The 16,008-nt window shown below is 71.3% G+C and carries 17 protein-coding genes; 12 read left to right on the top strand and 5 right to left on the bottom strand.

Annotated elements, in window-relative coordinates:
• The first annotated feature begins 10 nt into the window (after window positions 1–10).
• From ACFRU2_RS24600 to ACFRU2_RS24590, 3 genes are all read left to right on the top strand, one after another.
• Window positions 11–646, top strand: a complete 636-nt coding sequence (locus ACFRU2_RS24600) for a response regulator transcription factor (RefSeq protein ID WP_382975630.1) — start codon at window positions 11–13, stop codon at window positions 644–646.
• Between the two features lie 116 nt (window positions 647–762).
• Window positions 763–2,661: a M6 family metalloprotease domain-containing protein gene (locus ACFRU2_RS24595; RefSeq protein ID WP_382975628.1), complete on the top strand. Its 1,899-nt coding sequence runs from the start codon at window positions 763–765 to the stop codon at window positions 2,659–2,661.
• A gap of 48 nt (window positions 2,662–2,709) precedes the next feature.
• Window positions 2,710–3,360: a helix-turn-helix transcriptional regulator gene (locus ACFRU2_RS24590; RefSeq protein WP_382975626.1), complete on the top strand. Its 651-nt coding sequence runs from the start codon at window positions 2,710–2,712 to the stop codon at window positions 3,358–3,360.
• Window positions 3,361–3,414: 54 nt separating this feature from the next.
• On the opposite strand, the gene ACFRU2_RS24585 is transcribed toward ACFRU2_RS24590, so the two are convergent.
• Together ACFRU2_RS24585 and ACFRU2_RS24580 are read right to left on the bottom strand one after the other, a co-directional pair.
• Window positions 3,415–3,627, bottom strand: a complete 213-nt coding sequence (locus ACFRU2_RS24585) for a 4-oxalocrotonate tautomerase family protein (protein ID WP_382975624.1) — start codon at window positions 3,625–3,627, stop codon at window positions 3,415–3,417.
• 99 nt (window positions 3,628–3,726) lie between these two features.
• Window positions 3,727–4,497: an SDR family NAD(P)-dependent oxidoreductase gene (locus ACFRU2_RS24580; RefSeq protein ID WP_382975622.1), complete on the bottom strand. Its 771-nt coding sequence runs from the start codon at window positions 4,495–4,497 to the stop codon at window positions 3,727–3,729.
• Between the two features lie 118 nt (window positions 4,498–4,615).
• On the opposite strand from ACFRU2_RS24580, the gene ACFRU2_RS24575 reads away from it, so the two are divergent.
• Window positions 4,616–5,524, top strand: coding sequence for a LysR family transcriptional regulator (locus ACFRU2_RS24575; RefSeq protein WP_382975619.1), 909 nt, complete (start codon window positions 4,616–4,618; stop codon window positions 5,522–5,524).
• Window positions 5,525–5,565: 41 nt separating this feature from the next.
• Here the strand turns inward: ACFRU2_RS24575 and ACFRU2_RS24570 are convergent, their stop codons facing one another.
• Window positions 5,566–6,984, bottom strand: a complete 1,419-nt coding sequence (locus ACFRU2_RS24570) for a purine-cytosine permease family protein (RefSeq protein WP_382975617.1) — start codon at window positions 6,982–6,984, stop codon at window positions 5,566–5,568.
• A gap of 144 nt (window positions 6,985–7,128) precedes the next feature.
• On the opposite strand from ACFRU2_RS24570, the gene ACFRU2_RS24565 reads away from it, so the two are divergent.
• From ACFRU2_RS24565 to ACFRU2_RS24540, 6 genes are all read left to right on the top strand, one after another.
• Window positions 7,129–7,866 carry a TetR-like C-terminal domain-containing protein gene (locus tag ACFRU2_RS24565; protein ID WP_382975615.1) on the top strand — a complete coding sequence of 246 codons (738 nt, stop codon included), beginning with the start codon at window positions 7,129–7,131 and terminating at the stop codon, window positions 7,864–7,866.
• Between the two features lie 189 nt (window positions 7,867–8,055).
• Complete coding sequence (locus ACFRU2_RS24560; RefSeq protein WP_382975612.1) at window positions 8,056–9,084, top strand: oxidoreductase; 1,029 nt, start codon at window positions 8,056–8,058, stop codon at window positions 9,082–9,084.
• Between the two features lie 31 nt (window positions 9,085–9,115).
• Window positions 9,116–9,439 (top strand): putative quinol monooxygenase, encoded by a 324-nt coding sequence (locus ACFRU2_RS24555; RefSeq protein ID WP_382975610.1) that lies wholly within the window; start codon window positions 9,116–9,118, stop codon window positions 9,437–9,439.
• Window positions 9,440–9,777: 338 nt separating this feature from the next.
• Complete coding sequence (locus tag ACFRU2_RS24550) at window positions 9,778–10,827, top strand: beta-ketoacyl-ACP synthase 3 (protein ID WP_382975608.1); 1,050 nt, start codon at window positions 9,778–9,780, stop codon at window positions 10,825–10,827.
• Window positions 10,828–10,996: 169 nt separating this feature from the next.
• Entirely contained in the window at window positions 10,997–11,245 is a 249-nt protein-coding gene (locus ACFRU2_RS24545) for a phosphopantetheine-binding protein (RefSeq protein WP_382975606.1), read from the top strand.
• Window positions 11,242–12,498: a beta-ketoacyl-[acyl-carrier-protein] synthase family protein gene (locus tag ACFRU2_RS24540; protein ID WP_382975604.1), complete on the top strand. Its 1,257-nt coding sequence runs from the start codon at window positions 11,242–11,244 to the stop codon at window positions 12,496–12,498. The genes ACFRU2_RS24545 and ACFRU2_RS24540 overlap by 4 nt, the downstream gene beginning before the upstream one ends.
• Window positions 12,499–12,960: 462 nt before the next feature.
• Here the strand turns inward: ACFRU2_RS24540 and ACFRU2_RS24535 are convergent, their stop codons facing one another.
• Window positions 12,961–13,764 (bottom strand): ASCH domain-containing protein, encoded by an 804-nt coding sequence (locus tag ACFRU2_RS24535; protein ID WP_382975602.1) that lies wholly within the window; start codon window positions 13,762–13,764, stop codon window positions 12,961–12,963.
• 937 nt (window positions 13,765–14,701) lie between these two features.
• On the opposite strand from ACFRU2_RS24535, the gene ACFRU2_RS24530 reads away from it, so the two are divergent.
• On the top strand, window positions 14,702–14,995 hold the full coding sequence (locus tag ACFRU2_RS24530; protein WP_382975601.1) for a DUF5713 family protein: 294 nt from the start codon (window positions 14,702–14,704) through the stop codon (window positions 14,993–14,995).
• A gap of 168 nt (window positions 14,996–15,163) precedes the next feature.
• Window positions 15,164–15,694, top strand: coding sequence for a hypothetical protein (locus tag ACFRU2_RS24525; protein ID WP_382975599.1), 531 nt, complete (start codon window positions 15,164–15,166; stop codon window positions 15,692–15,694).
• 37 nt (window positions 15,695–15,731) lie between these two features.
• Here the strand turns inward: ACFRU2_RS24525 and ACFRU2_RS24520 are convergent, their stop codons facing one another.
• Window positions 15,732–15,953 carry a hypothetical protein gene (locus tag ACFRU2_RS24520; RefSeq protein WP_382975597.1) on the bottom strand — a complete coding sequence of 74 codons (222 nt, stop codon included), beginning with the start codon at window positions 15,951–15,953 and terminating at the stop codon, window positions 15,732–15,734.
• Between the last annotated feature and the right edge of the window lie 55 nt (window positions 15,954–16,008).

The raw sequence follows: 16,008 nt of genomic DNA, 5'->3' as shown, positions 1-16,008 counted from the left end.
AGGGGCGCGCATGAGTGCGGACGCGGGACGGGTCGCCGTCCTCGGTGACTGCCCGCTGCTGCGCCACGGCGTGGCCCGCGTCCTCGAAACGGCCGGTGGTCCGGCCTTCGCGCTCGGCGCGGGATCGGTCGACGAAGTGACCGCCGCACTGGAGCGCGGGGAGGCGCTGGCCGGGGACGTCCTGCTCGTCGACCTCCGGCTGTCGCCCGGATGCCTGGCGGAGGTGGTGGCACGGCTGTCGGGACTCGGCTTCGCCGTCCTGGTGCTCTCCTCCGGCCCCCCGGACGACGCCCGGGCGGCGCTGCGCGCCGGAGCCCGCGGCTGTGTGAGCAGGCGGGCCGGCGAGCGCGAGCTGCTGGCCGCGATCCGGCTGGTCGCCGAAGGCTGCTCCTACGTCTCCGCCGACCTCGCCGTAGGGGCGGTACCGGACGCGGCACCCCCCTGCCACGTGACGGACCGCGAGCGGCAGGTCCTGGAGCTGGTCGCCCACGGGGAGACCGACCACGGCATCGCCGTGCGGCTGGGCATCAGCGAGCACACCGTGCACTCCCACCTTGACCGGCTCCGCGACAAGATCGGTTCACGGCGCCGGGCCGACCTGACCCGCTTCGCCCTCACCCACGACCTCATCACCGCGTCCTCCTGAGCCGGGGTAACCCTGCCCCGTCCGGCGTGGGCCCTTCTGCCCTGTGGCCGTCCCGGGATCCACCGGACACTGAAGGCGACAGCCCTCGTGGTCCCGGATCCGGGAGGCGCTTTGCGATGAGCGGCATCTTCGGCGACACCCTCACCTTCGCCCAGGAGGAGGGCGGTGACGTGCGGCTCGTCGCCTTCGGCGACGACAAGTACGCACGGTACGAGACGCTCGACGGCTACTCGGTCGTCTACGACGACGCCCGGGGCCTCTACTGCTTCGCCGAGGCGGACAGCGGCGGCGCCGAACGCCGGTTCCTCTCCAGCGGTACGCCGATCTCCCGGCCGGCGCCCGACGGGCTGCCCCGGCACCTGCGGGAAGGGCAGATCCACCGGCGCGACGTGGTGAAGGAGCGGCTGATGGAGACGGTCCCGGAGGAGGACCGGGCCACCACCGACCCGGACACCCTCCTGACCTTCGGCCCCAACCAGGGCCTGCTCCCCGGCTTCGTCCTCAGCGAGGGCGACGTCCAGGGCCTGACGATCCTCGTCGACTTCCCGGACAAGCCCACCGAGGTCACCGTCGACGAGGTCTCCGCCCTGCTGAACAGCCCGAACTTCACGGCGAACGGCAACAGCTGCTCGGTCAAGGAGTTCTTCCGCACCATGTCGACGGGCCGGCTCCGTTTCACCAACACCGTGGTCGGCCCGCTCCGTCTGAGCCTGCCCCGCCTCGCCTACGGGCTCAAGGCGAACCGGGGCCGGCTCGTGCCGGAGGCGCTGCAGGCGGCCGTCGACGCCGGTGTGGACTTCAGCCGGTTCGACTCGCTCGGCCGGGGCGTCGTCGATTCCCTCTGCATCATGTACGCGGGCCGGACCGAGTTCAGGGAGGACCTCTGGCCGCACAACTCCCGTTTCCCCGCGCAGATCGGCAGCGTGCGGACGGACCTGTATACGGTCACGAGCATCGGCGACACGGCCTCCGACCTGAGGATCGGCACCTTCTGCCACGAGAGCGGCCACCTGCTGTGCCGCTGGCCCGACCTCTACGACTACGGGACGGCCGAGCGCGAGGGCGACGACTTCACCAGCGCGGGACTGGGCACGTACTGCGCGATGGCCGCGGGCAACAACCTGGGCGACGGGTTCGTCCCGTCCGCGGTCTGCGTCTACCTGCGGCGCCTCGTGAACTGGACGCACGACGTCGACCTCTCCCTGCCCGGCGTCCACGAGGCCCGGCAGGGCGCGTACGACGAGGCATTGATCTACCAGAACCCGCAGCGGCGCGACATCGAGTACTACCTCGTCGAGAACCGCACCCGCACCGGCTTCGACTCCCGCCTCACCTCCAGCGGGCTCGCCGTCTACCACTGCGACATCAAGGGATCGAACGAGTTCCAGAACGGCACGCCGGTGGGCCACTACCAGTGCGCGCTCCTCCAGGCGGACGGTCACATGGACCTGGAGACCAACCTCAACCAGGGCGACGGCTCGGACCTGTTCGGGCCCACGCTCGGCACCGCCGTCTCGCACAGCAGCCGCCCCGCGTCCCTGTGGTGGGACGGCACCGAGTCCGGGCTGACCATCTCGGGCATCTCCGCGCCGGGCCCGGTCCTCACCTTCCGGACGGGCGAGCAGGGTGTGGCGGGGACGCTGGTCACGGGCGACTCGGCGCCCGGCGCCGTGATCCCCGAGGACGACGCCGGCGGTCTGACCGACGTGATCACCCTCCAGGGCCAGGGCACGGTCCGGGACCTGACGGTGACGCTCGACATCGAGCACCCCCGCATCGGCGATCTGCGCGTGGTCCTCATGGCGCCGAGCGGGCGCCGGGCCGTGATCCACAACCGCACGGGCGGGGACGCCAAGAACCTGCGGGTGACCCTGGATTCACAGCCGCCCTCCCTCCTCGCCCCGCTGATCGGCGACGCCGTGCCGGGGAGCTGGAAGCTCAAGATCGCCGACTCGGTCGCCTCGAACGCCGGGGTGCTGCACGAGTGGTCCCTCACCGTCCGGACGGGCACCTGAGGAAAGACGGGCAGTTTTTAAGCAATGGGCATCGATTATATTTAATACATGACCGAAATGCCCCGTGATGTGGATGCCCAGCGGGTCCACCACGCCCTGGCCGTACCCTCGCGTGGTCGTCTGATGTCCCTGCTGCGGGAGGCGGACGGCCTGCTGGGCGTGGATGACATGGCTGCCGCCACGGGGCTTTCGGTCGCCACCGTCCGCCATCACCTGGCCGCCCTGTCCGGGGCGGGCCTGGTCACGGCCACCGCCTCGGCCGGGCCGGGCCGGGGCCGCCCTCGACTGCGGTACGCGGCCACCCGGCCCGATCCCCGGGAGGAGGAGGCGGGCAGCCCCTTCCGGGAGCTCGCCCAGGCCCTGGCCGAGGCGGTCGGAGGCGGCCCCGGCGCGTCGCGCGAGGCCGGCCTCGGCTGGGGGCGCCGACTGACCGGGGGCGGGCCCGCGGCGGAGCGGGTGTTCGCCGCGGCCGCCCGGATGGGCTTCGCCCCCCGGGACGGAGCGGGGCCCGACCCCGGCACCCGTCGGGTCCTGCTCGACGCGTGCCCGTACCGGGAGCTGGCCCGGTCCCGGCCCGAGGTCGTGTGCGCCGTCCATCAGGGCGTCCTGGACGGCCTCCTGGAGTCCAGCGGGACCACGGTGCGGCTCCTGCCCTTCATCGGCCCGGACCTGTGCGCGGCCGACCTGCGCCCGGCCTGACCCGCATCGCCGGCCGTACGGAGCCTCGGCCGGCCACAGGGCCGACGGCGGGGGTCAGGCGTTGGCGCGGTTGCGGCGCCGGTACTCCTCCGTCGGGACGCCGCCGACGCCCCAGTCCTCCAGGGCGACCTCCTCGATGAGGACGAACGTGGTGGCCGGGTCCTTGTCGAGGACCTTGACCAGCAGGTCGGTCACTCCTGCGATGATCTCGGCCTTCTGCGAAGCGGTGGCGCCTTCACGGGTGATCTTGACGTTGACGTACGGCACGGGGATTCCTCTTCTGGTGACGGTGGCGGTGGCGCGGTGTGGCGGTGACGCTGACGCTGACGGGCAACGGCGGATGCCCGGCGAAGGGAGGGGCCGGTCTCAGATGCGGCGGCCGGTGACGTGGCCGCCGTCCACCCGCAGGGCGTGGCCGGTCACGAACCCGGCGCTCGCGAGGTAGAGCACGGCGTCGGAGATCTCGGCGACCTCGCCGACCCGGTCCTGCAGGGCGAGGCCGGCGTAGGAGTCCACGTCGGCGCCCGCGTGCAGGGGGGTGCGGATGATGCCCGGCGCGACCAGGTTGACGCTGATCCCGTCGGCGGCGAGCTCCGCCGCGAGGCTCGTCGTCAGCGCGTGCACACCGGCCTTGCTGACCACGGGGGCGGTGGCCGGGAAGCCCGCCAGCGCGTGGTCCACCAGCACGGTGCCGATGTTGACGATGCTGCCGCCCCGGCCCTGGGCCCGCAGGGCCCGTACGACCGCCTGCGTGGTGAGGTAGGTGCCCTTGAGGTTCCCCGTCAGATAGCCGTCGAGCTCGTCCTCCGTCACGTCGGTGAAGGGCTTCGGCTCGAAGGTGCCGGCGTTGTTGACCAGGACGTCGATCCGCCCGAAGCGCTCCAGTGCCGTACGGACGAGCGCATCGCCGGTCTCCCGGGCCGCGGTGCCGCCCGCGACGCAGGCGGTGCGCTCCGGATGCCCGAGACCTGCGGCGGCCTTGGCGAGACGGTCGGGGTCGCGGCCGTTGAGGACGACGTTCGCGCCGGCCGCCAGGAAGGCGCGGGCGATGTCGAGGCCCATCCCGCTGGAGGAGCCGGTGACGATGACGGTCGTGGTGCCGGTGACGCCGGCCGTGGTGGTGCTGGTGACGCTCATGGAAGGTGTTCCTTTCGTGGGCGGCGACCGGGAAGTTCCGGTGGCCGACACCAAAAACCTAGGAGCCCTCGATCCATAACACCACGACGGAATATGGAGCATGTGATAATCCAGCGTTATGGATGTGGACTTGCGCGACCTGGAACTCCTCGAGGCCACGGCCGAGGCCGGCTCGCTGACCGCCGCCGCCGAGCTCCTCTACGTCAGCCAGCCGGCGCTGAGCCAGCGGCTCACCCGGCTCGAGGCCCGTCTCGGCATGCCGCTCTTCGACCGGAAGGGCCGCCGCCTGATCCCGAACGCCGCCGGCCGTCGACTCCTGGTCGCCGCCCGCCACGTCCTCGGCGAACTCGAATCGGCCTCGCGCGACCTGCGGGAGCTCCGCGACGGCCGGGACCGGCGCGTGCGGTTCGCCGCGCAGTGCAGCACCACCTTCCCGTGGCTGCCTCCGGTCCTGCGCGCCTTCCGGGCGCGCGAGCCGGACATCGAGGTCCGGATCGAGACCGTCGCGGACGACGCCCCGATCCCGGCCCTGCTCGCCGACCTGGTCGACGTGGCCCTGGTGACCAAGCCGGACCTGCAGATGGACCGGGTGTCCCTGACCAGGCTGTTCGAAGACGAGATGGTGGCGGTGGTGCCCGCCGGGCACCCGTGGGCGTCCCGCGCACACGTGACCGCCCGCGACTTCGACGGCCAGGACCTGGTCCTCTACGACTTCTACGACCAGAAGCGCATCCCGTCGATGCCGCTGCCGATCCCCGCCGGGGCGCGGCCCGCCCGCATCACCACGATGCCGGTGGTGACCGACCTGGTGATCGAGATGGTGGCGGGCGGTCAGGGCCTGACCGTCCTGCCCAACTGGGTGGCCTCCCCCTACACGGCCTCGCACGATCTGGCCCTGGTCCGCATGGGTGCGAAGCCGCTGACCCGTACGTGGTTCGTCGCCACCCGGACCGGCGCCCGCCCGCCCCACCTGGAGGCGTTCGTCGAGGAACTCGTCGGCCGCCTCGAAGCTCCGCGCGTGGACTGAGGGGATCGATCGATCGGCCGGCCGGGACGCCGGGTCGGCAGTCAGGCCGGCGGTGCGGCGGCCCGGTCCCGGAGGGAACGGCGCATCAGGAGCCCGTAGACGGAGGCCGACACGATGATCCCGGCGGGCAAGGAGAGGTCCACGCCGCCCAGGGCCCGGGCGACGGGGCCCGTGTACAGGGTGTCCACGCAGAGGACGGAGGCCGCGATGCCCGCCGTCAGGGCCAGTGCGCCCGCCCAGTTGACGCCCCCGGTGTACCAGAAGGGGCTGCCCGGGGTTTCGTCGGTGAGCGCGGGGCCGTCGTAGCGGCCGCCGCGCAGCAGGATGTCGGTGGCGTAGACCGCCGTACTGGGCCCGAGCACGACGACGGTCAGCTGGAGGAGGTTGGCGACCGTGTCGAGGAAGTCGGAGACGAGGAGCGCGTACAAGGTCACCGCGACCCCGAGCGCTCCGTCGACGAGGACTCCGAGGGAGCGGCGGACCCGGACGCCGGCGGCCTGGAGGGCGAGGCCGGAACTGTAGGCGGTCATGGCGTTGTTGGCGATCGTGCCGAGCACGATCGCCGCCAGGAACACGGGTGAGAACCAGGAGGGCAGGATGCCCTCCAGCCCGGCCTGCGGTTCGGCCATGTCCACGACGGTCGCGGCGAGGGCGCCCAGTGAGGTGAGGAGGACGCCGGGCAGGAATCCGCCGAGCGCGGTCCAGCCCGCGACGGCCATCGGGGAGGTCGTTCGCGGCAGGTAGCGGGAGAAGTCCGCGCTGTTGGTGTACGAGAGCGGTCCCGAGGCGATGAGCGTGAGACCGGCCGCGAGAGCGGCCCACAGGGCTCCACCGGCCAGTGGTTCCGCGGGCTGGTGGCCGAGGTCGGCGCGGGTGCACACGTAGAGGGCGACGACGGCGAACGTGACCGTGAGGGCGATCGCGATCGGGGGGTAGAGCTTCACCATGGTGGCGTGTCCGTAGACGCCGATGGCCAGGGTGAGGGCGGCGATGACCACCACGACGGCGACCTTGACACCGCTGTCGGTGTCGATGCCCGCCTTCTCCACGAGGACGAAGGCGGCGACCGCGGCGGCGGCCAGGTTGAGGGCGATGTAGCAGATGCAGAGCAGCCAGCCGTTGACGGCGATGTTCACCCGGTTGCCGCGGATGCCGTACATCGCCCGCGCGACCACCTCGCTCGGCGTGCCCGAGGCCGGTCCCGAGACGGCGAGCAGGCCGATCGGGGCCCAGAACAGGCTGCCCGCCACGATGACCGCGACGGCCTGACCCAGGCTCAGGCCCATGAGGATCAGGGCGCCGCCGACCACCATGCTCAGGTAGTTCACGTTCGCCGCCGCCCAGACGGGGAACAGCTCGCGGGCCCGTCCGTGGCGTTCCCGGTCGGGAACGTGGTCGATGCCGTGGGCCTCGATGCGGCCGGGCCGGTCCGAATCCGTGCCCGTATCACTGGATGCCATGGAGCCCTCCGTCTGCGGTCGTACCCACCTGCGATCTTCACGCACCAGGGGCGGGGCGGCGTACGACGACATCAGCGCACTCGGGCGCCGTGTCCTACGGAGGCCGCACGCAAGGCAGTTGTCGACGGCAGGTACGGTTTCGGCATGGACGATTACGCAACGAATTCGACATCCGACGCTGCGATCCTGTCAGAATTGATCAAAGACACCACACGGGTGCACCTGCTGAAGCTGGGCGGCGCAGGACTGTCCCCGGACTCGGTCGCCCAGGACTGCGGTCGTGCCGCCGACGAGGTGCAGGCCCTCTTCCCGCACCGGGACGACCTGCTGACCGCGCTGGTCATCGATGCCTACGACACGTCCGGCGCGGCCATGGAGCAGGCCGACGAGGCCGCCGCCCGCGCCGGCGCACCGGCGGGTGCGCGGCTCCTCGCGGTCACGCGTGCGCTGCGGAAGTGGTCCTTCGACCACCCCGCCGAGTTCACGCTGATCTACGGATCGCCCGTACCCGGTTACCACGCCCCGCAGGACACCGTCCTGCCCGCCTCCCGCACGCCCGGCGTCCTCGCCCGCATCGTGGGCGCGGCCCTGGAGGGCGGCGAACTCACCCCGCCCCGGCGGACGGTGCCCGGGCCGCCGCTGCTGCTGCCGGCTGCCGTGGAGGCCTTCGGCGGCTTGCCCCCGGCACCGTACTCGGACGTCATCGAGCGCGGCATCGTGCTCTGGAGCAGCCTGATCGGACTCCTGGTGTTCCAGGTCTTCAGCCGTACCCACGACAGCGTCCGGGACGAGGCCGCGTTCTTCGACTACGCCGTCGCCGTGGCGGCCGAAAGCATCGGGCTCGTGGTCCCCCTGGACGGGGACGCGCGGGACGCCCGCTGAGGACCGCAGGGATGTGACGGGGGCCTTGGCGGCGGGGCTCGACTGCGGTCTTTGGCCAGGGCTTTGGCCAGGGCTTTCGCGGGCGGGTTACCGTATCCCTTCATTCGAGGGGGAACAGCAATGTCGCATCACACTGGGTGGGGTCACCACCCGGGTCAGCCCGTACCGCCGCAGTGGGGAGGTGGCTGGATGCCGCCTCCCGCACCACAGCCCGGCGTCATACCGCTGCGGCCGCTCGACACGGGCGAGGTGCTGAGCGGGGCCTTCGGGGCCTTCCGGCGGTACTGGAAGCCCCTGATCGGCGTCATGGCCGTCGTACAGGGGATCGGGATCCTGCTCGTTGCCGCCACCCTCGCCGTCACCTTCGCGGTCGCCTACGACCGGTTCTCCGCCGTCTTCGATCTCGCCCCGGGGGAAGACCCCCGGGGCTCGGACGTGGCGGCCTTCTTCCTGTCCTTCGTACCGGCGGGCGTGGTGCTGCTCATCACGATGACGGTGGGCGCCGCGATGTTCAGCGCCCTGTGCCCCGCGCTGATCCAGGAAGCGGTGCTCGGCCGCACCGTGACCTTCGGCTCGCTCTGGCGCCGCAGTTGCTCGCGGCTGCCGTCGGTGCTGGGCACCGTACTGCTCACCGCACTGAGCGCGGGCGGGCCGATGCTCGTGCTGTACGCGATCTGCATCCCGCTGATCGTCACGTCCACGGACCCGGACGGCTCCGGCCCGCCGGTCGCCTTCGGCCTGCTCCTCCTGGGCTTGCTCCTGAGCGTGCCCTTCTCGATCTGGCTCATGGTCCGGTTCAGCCTCGCGCCCGCAGCGGCGGTGTGCGAAGGGCTGGGCGCCGTCGCGGCCCTGCGGCGTTCTTCGCACCTGGTCCGCGACGGCTGGTGGAGGGTGTTCGGCATTTCGCTGCTCGGATACGTCGTGGCGATGGCCGTGGGGTACGCCATCCAGATGCCGTTCGGCTTCGTCGGCATGTTCGGACTCTTCCCGACCCTGCCGGGGGAGGGCGATCCCACACCGGAGCTCAGCACCCTGGTCTTCGGATTCGTGATCTATGCCGCGGCCATGCTGCTCGGCGGCGTCATCAGCGCGCTGTTCCAGTTCAGCTTCCCGCAGCTGGTCATCGCCCTGCTCTACGTCGACCAGCGGATGCGCAAGGAGGAGCTCGCGTCGGCGCTCACCGCCACCGCGTTCCCGGCGCCGGCGGCGGCGCCGTAGGCCCCGGCAGGCTCGCGCCTACAATGCTCGAATGATCTTCATTGTGGTCAAATTCCCCGTCAAGTCCGAGTACGTCGACCAGTGGCCCGAGCTGGTCTCGGAGTTCACGCAGGCCACCCGCGGCGAGGCGGGCAACCTGTGGTTCGAGTGGTCCCGCAGCCTGGAGGAGCCGGACACCTACGTACTGGTCGAGGCGTTCCAGGACGGCGCCGCCGAAGCGCACGTCACCTCCGCGCACTTCCGGAAGGCCCTGGAGACCATGCGCCCCCTGGTCACCCGGACGCCGGAGATCGTCAGCACCACCATCGAGGGCGCGACCGGCTGGAGCCGGATGGGCGAGCTCCAGGTCGACTGACGCCCGACCTGCGCCGCTTCACGCCCGACCCCTCCCCCGGGCCGCTCCCGGCATCGCGTGCCACGGAGCGGCCCGGGAGGAGTGTGCGTGCAACACGTTCAGCAGCCGCACCCGGTTCAGCCTTTGGGGCGATACCCCGATGGCCCATCGGCCGTAACGTTTCTCCCTCCCCACCCCCTGAGCTGCGGCGATACCGCCGAACCGCACGTCCCGCGCATCCGTTCTCCTGCGCCTCCGCGCCCGCCGTGATCTTGACCCGCCCTACAGTCGTGCCGCTCCCCCGAGATCCCTCCTGAGAGACGTGCGTGACCTCCCTCCTGCCTTGCTCAGAAGACCAGTTGACGTCCCCGGCCACCCGTTCCGCCCCGCCCGCGGCGGTGCTGGAGGGAATCGCCGGATACGTTCCGCCCCGGGTGGTCGCCAATGCCGGACTCCCCTCGGCCTGGGGCGTCGACGACGCCTGGGTGCACCGCCGCACCGGGATCCGCGAGCGGCGCCGGGCCGGCCCCGGCGTCTCGACCGGCGAGCTCGCCCTCGAAGCCGGGCGGCGCGCCCTGGCCGTGGCAGGCGGCGCTCCGGTGGACACCGTGCTCGTGGCCACCTCCACCCCGGACCGGCCCATGCCGGCCATGGCCCCGCAGCTGGCCACCCGTCTGGGCCTGGGCGGCGCCGCGGCCTGGGACGTGAACGCGGCCTGCAGCGGCTTCCTGTACGGGCTCGCCACCGCCGCCGGCGCCCTGCTGTCCGGCTGTGCGGACCGGGTCCTGCTCGTGGCGGCCGACCTCTACTCGACCCTCCTGGATCCCGAGGACCACGCGGCCGGCATCGTCTTCGGCGACGGTGCGGGTGCCGTCGTACTCCGCCGGGGCCGCTCCGGGGAACCGGGGAGCATCCTCGCCTTCGACCTCGGCAGCGACGGCTCGGGCGACGAGCTGATCGAGGTGCGCGGCGGCGGAGCCCGGGAGCGGTCGGCCCCGGGCGCCTACGGCCCCGGCGACCGGCACTTCCGCATGCAGGGGCGCGAGGTGTTCCAGCACGCGGTGACCCGGATGACCCAGTCCTCGCAGACCGTACTGAAGCACGCTGGCTGGTCACCCGAGGACGTGGACCGGTTCTGCGCCCACCAGGCCAACGCCCGCATCGTGAAGGCCGTCGGGGAGCGCCTGCCCGTCCCCGGTCCGCGCCGGGTGACCAACATCGAGCGGGTCGGCAACACCGGCGCCGCGTCCATCCCGCTCGCCCTGGCCGACGCCGCCTCGCGCGGCGAACTGCACGCCGGGGAAAGGGTGTTGCTCACCGCCTTCGGCGCCGGGCTCACGTGGGGGTCGGCGGCCGTGCTCTGGCCGAGGCTCGACCGTGCCGTGCCCGGCATCGAACCGGCGCCCTGAGCACCACCTCTTCGTCACGCCACCGGTTCACGCCACCGGTTCACGCTGCCGGGCTCCCCCACCAGGCCCCGGCTCCCCGCCCAGGCTCACGCTCCGACTCCCTGCTGCCGCCTGGCCGCTCCACCCTGCCCGCTCGCCGTCGCCACCCGTCCCGGAAGGACACCACGCCATGCCCCCGGTCCAGACCGTCCTGACCACCGTGCTCACCGAGAAGTTCGAAGTCTCCCCCGAGAGCGTCCTGCCCGACGCCACCCTGGAAAGCCTCGACCTGGACTCGCTCGCCCTCGCCGAACTGGCCCTCGCCCTCCAGGAGGAGCTCGGCGTGGAGGTCGAGGAGCACGAGGCCGCCAAGCGCACCACCATCGGCGAGCTCGCGGCCGTACTCCGCTCCAAGCGGACCGAGCAGGACGCCCTGTGACGGGCTCCGCGCACCCCCGCGCCGTTGCCGTCACCGGCCTGGGGCTGATCACCCCGGCCGGGATCGGCCGCGAGGACACCTGGGCCGGAGTGCTCCGGGGCCGTGCGACGGCGGACACCGATCCCGAGCTCAAGGACTGCCCGGTCGACTTCTCCTGCCGGATCCCCGCCATGACCGCCGAACAGGGAAGCATCGGCGGCCGCAAGGCCTGGCGGATGGGCCGCTTCACGCAGCTGGCGGTGCTGGCGGCCCGGGAGGCCGTCGCCGACGCGGGGCTCGACCCCGCCTCCTGGGACGGGGCGCGCGTCGCCGTGGTGATCGGCTCGGGACTGGGCGGGGCCGCCCATCTGGAGACCCAGACCCTGCGCCACCACCAGGGGGGACCCGACCTGGTCTCGCCCTCGCTCATTCCGATGCTCATCCCCAACATGGCCGCGGGCGAGGTGTCGGCGGACCTGGGCACCCACGGCCCCTCCCTGGCCACCGAGACGGCCTGTTCCTCCGGGGCCACCGCCCTGGCCGTCGCCCGGGACCTGCTGCTTTCCGGCGCCTGCGACATCGCGATCGCCGGCGGCTCGGAGGCCGCCGTGACCCCGGTGGTCACCACCGGGTTCGCCCGGATGGGAGCCCTGTCCGGGCGAGTGGACCGGCCGGACCTGGCCTCCAGGCCGTTCGCGGCGGACCGGGACGGCTTCGTCATCGCCGAGGGAGCCGCAGTGCTCGTACTGGAGCGGCCGGCGGACGCGGCGGCCCGCGGGCGGCGCGGGTACGCGCACCTCGCCGGGGCCGGCCTCACCTCGGACGCACACCATCCGACGGCGCCCTCCCCCGGCGGGGAGTTCGCCGAGGCGGCCCTGCGGGCGGCGCTCGCCGAAGCCGGACTGTCCCCGGCCGACGTCGACCACGTCAACGCCCACGGAACCTCCACCCCCCTCAACGACCGCACCGAGGCCGCGCTCATCGCACGCGTCCTGCCGCACGGCCCCAGCGTGACCGCCCCGAAGGGGGTGCTCGGCCACACGCTCGGTGCCGCCGGCGCAGTGGAGGCAGCGCTCACCGCACTCGCCGTCCGGGACTCCAGGGTGCCGCCGATCGCCAACCTGGCGGCGGGCGGCTCCGGTTGCGCCTCCGGCTCTCCCTACGACATCGACTGCGTGACCGGCACGGTGCGCGAGCAGCGGGTCACCGCCGCCGTCAGCCACTCCTTCGGCTTCGGCGGGCACAACGTGGTGCTCCTGCTCACCGCGCCCTGACCGCCGCCGTCCCCCACCAGCAGAAGGCCCCGCACTCTTGGCCGTTCACAGTGCCATCATCCACGTACCGAAGGAGCGTCAGAGCCTCTCCGCTGTCGAGGACCGCTTCCGGGCGGGCAGCCCCGGCACCCCGATGTCCCGGGGTGTGCTCCAGCACATGCACGGTCTGGCCCCCGCCCATGTGGTGGCGGCCAAACTGGGCCTGAGCAGCGCGGGGACCTGTCGGAGCGAGCACGTGGAGCCGCCGACAGGCGGAGCCTTCACGGAAGCGCGGCCAGAGCCCGATAGTTGGCCCATGTCCGCAGGGGACAGGGGGCGACCCACGTGGAGGGCTGCAGCCCACTCGACGAGCAGTTCCTCGAGCTGGCGGACGGTGCCGGCTTGGGCGGGGCTGCCTGAAGCGACGGGGGTCCCGTGCTCGTCGTCACCTTGCGGCCCGGTCGTCGCTGGTGTCTCAGCGGTTTAGGCGTCGCCTGTCTTGTCGTTGATCTGGAAGGTGATTACGTCGACCCCGTCGGTTCCCGCCAGATCCGGGTAGTGGCCCTTGAGGCCTTCCCGGAGTTCGGTTGCGGTCGCCAGCCCCTCGGCTTGGGCGTCCTGGTTGGTGAGGTCGCTGACCAGGCAGTGCCTGATGTCGGTCACGTTTGCCGGCAGGATGACTTCGGGGTCGCTCTCGAAGACCAGTCGCGCCGGACCGAGCTGGGCCGGGTCCCGGAAGCGGGTTGTCTTGGTCTTGGCGCCGGAGCGGACGTCTTCAAGGTAGCGGGGGTTGAACCGGATGATCTGAGGGCCGACCGTCTCGGGGTCTTGGTAGAGCGATGGGTCGAGACCGTTCATGCCTTCTGGGGTCCATCGCTGAGTCAGCGGCATCAGGTCGGCGGCGAGGACGGACCTGGGCCCCGCGGGCGTGGGCACGATGACGCGCATGGTGGGGTAGTAGTCCACGAAGACCTGTCGGTCACGCCCGCACGGGCCGATGACCCCCCGCCCGTGGTTTCCCACGGCAACGATGCAGCGCATCTGGCGGGCGCCCTGGGCTCGTGCGGCTCCCAGAGCCACGAGTTCGGCGCAGGGGCCGCCGGTGAAGTGGTAGAGGTTCACGCCGGCGAACATCCGGTAGTCGGCGGCCATGACCGCGGCGCCCATCGTGTGGATCCCGTCTTCGTCGGGCCCAGCGTCGGTATGCGCGTCTATGGTGCGGCGTGCCAGCTCTACGAGCTCGCGCTCGTCATCATCGAGAGCTCGCGCAGATGGCGGTACGTACACGTTTTCAACCTTCTCTCAAGTCAGCGGTCGCCGAAGATCATTCCACGCCACGCAGGTGGGCTCCACGGGATTTCGGCTGCCTGGACCGAGCCCCTGTGGCGGTCCCGCGGACAGGGATGGAACACTCTGGCTAAGGCTCTTCGTGGTCACGGACGACGATCCCGGGCCGCGGCTCTGCCGTGGTTGTGGTGGCCTATTCATGTCGACGGTGAAGGCGACGGCAGTGTTCCGGGGCGCCCGCAGCAGCGCGGGATGTGAGATCCCAGCAACTGCAGACCTTGATCCGGCGCCCCCGGCTGGTGGGCGGCTGTGCTCGGATCCGTCGGGCCGATTCTGAGCATCGAAGTTGTCGGTCCGGGCCAACTATCGGGTTCTGGCCGCGCTTCCGTGAAGGCTCCGCCTGCCGGCGGCTCCACGTGCTCGCTCCGACAGGTCCCCGCGCCGCTCAGGCCCAGCGCGGCGTCTGCCGAGCCTGGACGAGGGTCGTCCCTTGGCCGGAGGCGCCACGGAAGAGCGGTCAGAACCAGGTGGACCGGAATCCCGCCGCGCCGTTCCCACTCGGAGGGACCTGGGCCTGGGAAGGCGAGCCCCTAGCCGCGGACCACAATGAGCGCGTCACCAACGTCTACTGCAACGGCTCCATCGTCCTGGGCACGGACGATGAGCTCTCCTACTGGGTACTCGTCGTAAACGGGCCTCAACGGGGCAAGGTCTGGCTGGTCAGCGACGTGGGCGCCTACCAATATCCGGGGCCGGAAGCCTTCGGTTTCCTGGAGTGGGTGCAGCGTTGGCAAGTTGGCGACGGCTGGTGGGACTAACCGCAATCGTCGTTGTCAGTGGTGCCGTGCATGATCGGCGCGTCACGTCTTCGCGGAGGTAGAAGAGGGCCATGCCGATCACAAATTAGCAGGTAGCGGGACACGCGTTCCTGCGACTGATGTACGACGACTCATATTTTCCAGATCGTGTAGTCGACCAAGGGAGGGCGATCCTGCTGCGGCTGTGCGAACGAATTGAGTCCGAGAACCCGTCATGCCTGGGGACCTTGTATGCGCTCACCCAGGCTGCGACGGAGGAGTTCAACCTGTTGGACCGTGAGTTCGCGGCGGCCGGAAGCGGGATCGAGACGGCTGCACGTGAGTGGATCTGTGACGAGTTCTGTTTCGTCGCGTCGGCATACGGGTTCACAGATGCGGTTTCGGAGGTGCTGACCGCTGGCCGGGACTGGTGAACGATGGCGGGGCCGCGCCCTCGACATCGTGCGGGCCCTCATCCGCGACCAAATCCGATGGCCAGTCCAGCCGCCGCGGCCGGGTCTGACCGCCGCCACACGAACCCGGTCGGCCTGGTGAAGGTAGGTTGATCATCAGTTGGCCAGAGGCCCTGGGGAGGAGCTGCTGTGACAGAGATCAAGGTCCCGGGACCTGAGCCCTACTGGCAGCCGGCCACACAACCGCCCTACTACACCGGCAAGAACCCCGCCTACCAGTACAGCGTCTGGGAGCACTCCGTCCCGCTCTTCCAGATGATCGGAGGGCTGGAGCTGCCGGTTCAGCCCGTGGCCCAGCGGCTGCGTCTACACGTGGAGCGGTCGTGGGACGGGCTGGACGAGCTCGACGTCGTTCTGTTCCGACTGAAGGGATTCAGCTTCGCGATCAGCAAGCACGACGGCATTCAGCCCGCCATCTCGTGTGTCTGGCTCACCCAACCGCACGAGCAAGCCGACAAGGCCCTGGACACCCTGCTGGCAGTAGTTGGGATCGGGGAGGACGCCGTCGCATTCCGCGGGGACGCTCACGATTACCGAGCAGGGCGGATGGCGGCATCACAGGACCCCGGCTCTCCTGACGAAGTCCCTAGCGTCCTCGTGCCGACCTCTGTGTGGGCAAGGTTCCGCCGTGCCATCGGCATGACAGCAACCACCCAGTAGGCATCCTCGACCCTTGACAACGGTCATTGGGAATCAGTCACACGATCCGGGCCGGGGACGGGGTGATCTGCATGCTGTCCACCGCCAAGCGGCAGCCGGAGCTCTTCGGCTCGGCGGACGGCGTCGTGGCCTGCGCCGCCGAGCTGAGTTCCTGGGGCGCACCCTGGCGCGGGTCGAGCTCCAGGTCATGCTGGAAACGGTCCTGCGCGAGATGCCCGGTCTGCGGCCGGCCGTGCCCGAGGAGCGGCTCGTGTTCCAACGGGACACCATCGTCTACGGATTGCGGGAGCTCCCCGTCACCTGGTGACCTGCGC

It is taken from the genome of Streptomyces sp. NPDC056883, from assembly GCF_042788835.1.
GTDB lineage: Bacteria > Actinomycetota > Actinomycetes > Streptomycetales > Streptomycetaceae > Streptomyces > Streptomyces stoeckheimensis.
The sequence above is the reverse complement of the archived record's forward strand: the minus strand, read 5'-3'. Positions and strand labels throughout refer to the sequence as shown.